Raw genomic sequence first — 4864 nt, forward strand, 5'->3', positions numbered from 1 at the left:
AGCAGATATACAGACTTAACCGTCTATGCAACGGACGTTCGAACCCAGCGAACGCTGTGCTTCCTTGCCCCGCTGAGAAGCGGACGGGCAGAGGGGGTTTCCAAAGGGGGAATGACGTCCATTCTTACTGTACCGAAGCGGCATTCCCCCTTTGGCGGCCTTTCTTGGTTACTTCTTTGGCCCGAACAAAGAAGTAACTGCCACTCTGCCAAGTGGTTCTTGGCAAACAAAAGAAGACCGCTGGTCTGCAGCGAAACAAGAATCCGCCATACCCATTATGACTATTTTATCCTCGGACACTCTGTAAGCGCCAACAAATAATCACAGGAAACATTATAAAACTTGGAAAGTGCCGCAATATGCCGTATTGAAAACTCATGTCTACCATTCTCATATGCAGAATAGGCCTGCTGTGTAATACCAAGCACTCTTGCTATATTGATTTGCTTGAGATCAGAGTCTTCCCTCAGTTCCCTAACCCTCTGATGTGTTGGTTTTGTCATGATTTCAGCTCCCTCACTGATTTATTCTACAGTCTATACTACAACTATTTCATGGTATTTTAAAGATCATATTGTACGGTTTCACACACACGATATTGCTTAAGCTTTCAATCCTAAATATAACAGGCAAAAAAAGAAGGCCCCCAAAGGCCTTCTTTTTTTCCTGTTTATTTTTATTGAATCTCTGGGAGTTCTCCAAGGCTTCTGTCAAGCTCTTCGCCGATGCCCGGAATCTCATCCTCGAGATTGCCGGCCAGATACTGGTCATAAGCATACAGATCGAGATAGCCGTTGCCGGAAAGGTTGAACAGAATGACCTTCTCTTCCCCGCTCTCCTTGCATTTCAGCGCTTCCTTGATCGCCTGGCAGATGGCGTGGGAGGATTCCGGCGCCGGAAGAATCGCTTCATTCTTCGCAAACAGCACCGCCGCGTCGAACACTTCGGTCTGGTTGACCGCCGCCGCCTCGACATAGCCGTCGTGGTACAGCTTCGAGAGCAAGGGGGAATCGCCGTGATACCGCAGTCCGCCCGCATGGATGCCGGACGGCATGAAATCATGGCCCAATGTATACATCATCGTGATCGGCGTCTTCATGGCCGTATCGCCGTAATCATAGGCATATTTGCCCTTGGTCAGCTTCGGGCAGGCCGCCGCCTCCACCGCGATGAACCGGGTCTTGGTTTTGCCCTGCAGTTTATCCATCATGAACGGATACGAAATGCCCGAAAAATTCGAGCCGCCACCGTTGCAGCCGATGATGATGTCCGGATACTCGTCGATCATCTCCATCTGCTTCTTGCATTCCTCGCCGATGATCGTCTGATGCAGCGCGACATGGTTGAGCACGCTGCCCAGCGTGTAGTTCGTATCGTCGTGCAGTACGGCGTCCTCCACCGCTTCGCTGATCGCGATGCCAAGGCTGCCCAGCGAATCCGGATGCTTCGCGAGGATGTCGCGTCCGCACTGGGTCAGGTTGGACGGGCTTGGGATGACCGATGCGCCGTAGGTGTGCATGATCGATTTGCGGTAGGGCTTCTGCTCATAGCTGACCTTAACCATATAGACGGTGCATTCCAGCCCATAGAACTGCGACGCGATTGAAATCGCGGTGCCCCACTGGCCCGCGCCGGTTTCGGTCGAGACACGCTTCTTGCCGTCCAGCATGTTGTAATAGGCCTGCGGGATGGCGGAATTCAGCTTGTGGCTGCCCGACGGGTTCGCGCCCTCATACTTATAATAGATGCGCGCCGGGGTATCCAGCGCCTTTTCCAGATTGTATGCGCGGTGCAGCGAGGTCGGGCGCGCGAGGTGGTATTTTTCCAGGACATCCTTCGGGATCTCGATATAGCGTTCGGTGGAAAGCTCCTGCTCGATCAGCCCGGATGCAAAGATCGGCGCAAGGTCGTCTGCGGTGATCTCCTTCTTGGTCATCGGATTTAAATATGGGGCCGGAAGCTCCTTCATATCGGCCTGGATGTTGTACCAGAATTTCGGCATCTCCGATTCCGGCAGGATCATTTTATACGGGATTTGATTCTTTTTCATACTGCTCGCTCCTTTATCTGATTATAATAGACATAAAAAAACAGCCGTGTCCCTGCATCTGCAAGGACAGGCTGAACATATCAAATACCTGCGGTACCACCTTGATTGACACCGTTCAAAACGAAATACGGCATCCCCTCATTCCAGCTGCCAACACAGCCGACAATCCTGTAACGCGGATGAAACGTTGTGACCTACTTGCCTTCGGCGTTCGACACACCCTCAATGGCCCACGGAATACCAGCCCATCCTGCCGGCTCACACCATCCCGGCTCGCTTGGAAGATTGTTCTCTGGTTTCCTTCCCATATCATCGGTTTTAAGTATGAGAAAAGCATAACACAATTTAGATTGGCTGTCAAGATGTTTGATTCTGAATACAAAAATATTTTTCCACATATCTCCTGTACACCCGACATAAACTGGATAGGATTAGGCTATACTCTATATACTGGGATCCAGTATTCCAGATCTATACAATGGTTCTTGGCCAGATTGAGAAATCCGCGATTTTTGCAGTACTTTCTCGTATTGTAAATGAAATGTAAATAAAATTGGAATTCAAAAGCGGACCGCTTGATTTTTTCAGAGTTTGATGTAAAATAGCATTAGCACTCAAGATAAAAGAGTGCTAAGCCAAATGGATGGCTCCATCTTATCGGATGCCACTTCAAGATAGATAGCAGAAAAAATATTTAGGAGGAATTTATGATGAACATCAAACCACTTGCAGACAGAGTTGTTGTAAAAATGGTTGAAGCCGAAGAGACCACCAAGAGCGGCATTATCCTGGCGGGCACGGCAAAGGAAAAACCACAGGTTGCTGAAATCATCGCAGTCGGACCGGGCGGCGTTGTGGATGGCAAGGAAGTCACCATGTACGTGAGTGTCGGCGATAAAGTTCTCTTAAGCAAATATGCCGGAACCGAAGTCAAGCTGGACGGTGTGGAATACACCATCCTTCGTCAGAACGACATTCTGGCAATCGTAGAATAAATACCGATTGATTTGAGATATAAGGAGGATTCTTACAATGGCAAAAGATATTATATATGGTGAAGAAGCCCGCAAAGCCATGCAGGCAGGTCTTGATAAATTAGCAGATACCGTGAAGATCACACTCGGCCCGAAGGGACGCAACGTGGTTCTAGATAAGAAGTTCGGCGCGCCGCTGATCACCAACGACGGCGTCACAATCGCCAAGGAGATCGAGCTGGAAGACGCGTTCGAGAACATGGGCGCACAGCTGGTCAAAGAGGTTTCGATTAAAACCAACGATGCGGCCGGCGACGGCACGACCACCGCAACGGTCCTGGCACAGGCGCTTGTCCGTGAAGGCATGAAGAATGTCGCGGCCGGCGCAAATCCGATGATCGTGAAAAAGGGCATCGAGAAGGCTGTCAACACCGCTGTTGAGAGCGTCGTTTCGAATTCCAAGGTCGTCAACGGTACTGCTGATATCTCAAGAGTTGCAACGGTTTCTGCCGGCGACGAGGTCATTGGCAATCTGATCGGCGAAGCGATGGAAAAGGTTTCCGCCGACGGCGTCATCACCGTTGAGGAATCCAAGACCGCTGAAACCTACAGCGACGTTGTGGAAGGCATGCAGTTCGACCGCGGCTACGTTTCTCCGTATATGGTCACCGATACCGACAAGATGGAAGCCATCATTGACGATGCGCTCATCCTGATCACCGATAAAAAGATTTCGAACATCCAGGATATTCTGCCGCTGCTCGAGCAGATTGTGCAGGCAGGCAAGAAGCTGGTCATCATCGCCGAGGATATCGAAGGCGAAGCGCTCGCGACGCTGCTTGTCAACAAGCTGCGCGGCACCTTCACCTGTGTGGCTGTCAAAGCGCCGGGCTTCGGCGACAGACGCAAGGAGATGCTGCAGGATATCGCCATCCTGACCGGCGGCCAGGTCATCAGCGAAGAGCTGGGACTGGACCTGAAGGAAGCGACCATGGCTCAGCTCGGCCGCGCGCATCAGGTCAAGGTTCAGAAGGAGAACACCATCATCGTCGACGGCGCCGGCAATTCCGATGAAATCAAAGCCAGAGTACATCAGATTCGCGCTCAGATCGAAAACACCACCTCCGACTTCGACCGTGAGAAGCTGCAGGAACGCCTTGCGAAGCTGGCCGGCGGCGTGGCTGTCATCAAGGTCGGCGCGGCCACCGAAGTCGAGATGAAGGAAAAGAAACTGCGCATTGAAGATGCGCTGTCCGCTACCAAGGCAGCTGTCGAGGAAGGTATCGTCGCGGGCGGCGGTGTGGCGCTCATCAACGCAATGCCGGCCGTTCAGAAGCTGGTCGATGAATCCGAAGGCGATGAAAAGACCGGTGCGAAGATCGTTCTGAGAGCACTGGAAGAGCCGATCCGCCAGATTGCGCTGAACGCAGGTCTGGAAGGCTCGGTCATCATCGACACCATCCAGCGCAGCGGAAAGATCGGCTATGGCTTCGACGCTTACAACGAAACCTATGTCGACATGGTCACGGCGGGCATCGTCGATCCGACCAAGGTCACCCGTTCCGCCCTGCAGAACGCGGCTTCGGTTGCAGCCATGATGCTGACCACCGAATCCCTGGTCGCGGATCAGAAGGAAGAAAACCCGATGCCTGCAACGCCGAACCCGGGCATGGGCGGCATGTATTAATCCATTCAAGCGAACATTCCGAAAAGCTGATTGACCGGCTTTTCATCCATAGATTGACTCTCCCCCTTACAATAACATCTACCAAAACAGTGCGCCGGTGGCTCTACCATCCGGCGCACTGTTTGTTTGGGTTCTAAACTGCTGGAACACCAG

The 4864-nt window shown here is 51.9% G+C and carries 4 protein-coding genes; 2 read left to right on the top strand and 2 right to left on the bottom strand.

The window, feature by feature from the left end; all coding sequences use genetic code 11:
• Positions 1-281: 281 nt before the first annotated feature.
• Both BN348_RS13640 and BN348_RS09360 read right to left on the bottom strand, forming a co-directional pair.
• A complete protein-coding gene (locus BN348_RS13640; RefSeq protein ID WP_082020909.1) occupies positions 282-503 on the bottom strand; it encodes a helix-turn-helix transcriptional regulator in 222 nt (73 codons plus the stop codon).
• A gap of 173 nt (positions 504-676) precedes the next feature.
• Positions 677-2050, bottom strand: a complete 1374-nt coding sequence (locus BN348_RS09360) for a TrpB-like pyridoxal phosphate-dependent enzyme (RefSeq protein ID WP_040197671.1) — start codon at positions 2048-2050, stop codon at positions 677-679.
• 710 nt (positions 2051-2760) lie between these two features.
• On the opposite strand from BN348_RS09360, the gene BN348_RS09365 reads away from it, so the two are divergent.
• Positions 2761-3045, top strand: coding sequence for a co-chaperone GroES (locus tag BN348_RS09365; protein ID WP_040197672.1), 285 nt, complete (start codon positions 2761-2763; stop codon positions 3043-3045).
• Positions 3046-3082: 37 nt separating this feature from the next.
• Entirely contained in the window at positions 3083-4711 is a 1629-nt protein-coding gene (gene groL / locus BN348_RS09370) for a chaperonin GroEL (RefSeq protein WP_040197674.1), read from the top strand.
• The last annotated feature ends 153 nt before the right edge of the window (positions 4712-4864 follow it).

Source organism: Candidatus Soleaferrea massiliensis AP7 (assembly GCF_000820765.1).
GTDB classification, from domain to species: domain Bacteria; phylum Bacillota; class Clostridia; order Oscillospirales; family Ruminococcaceae; genus Soleaferrea; species Soleaferrea massiliensis.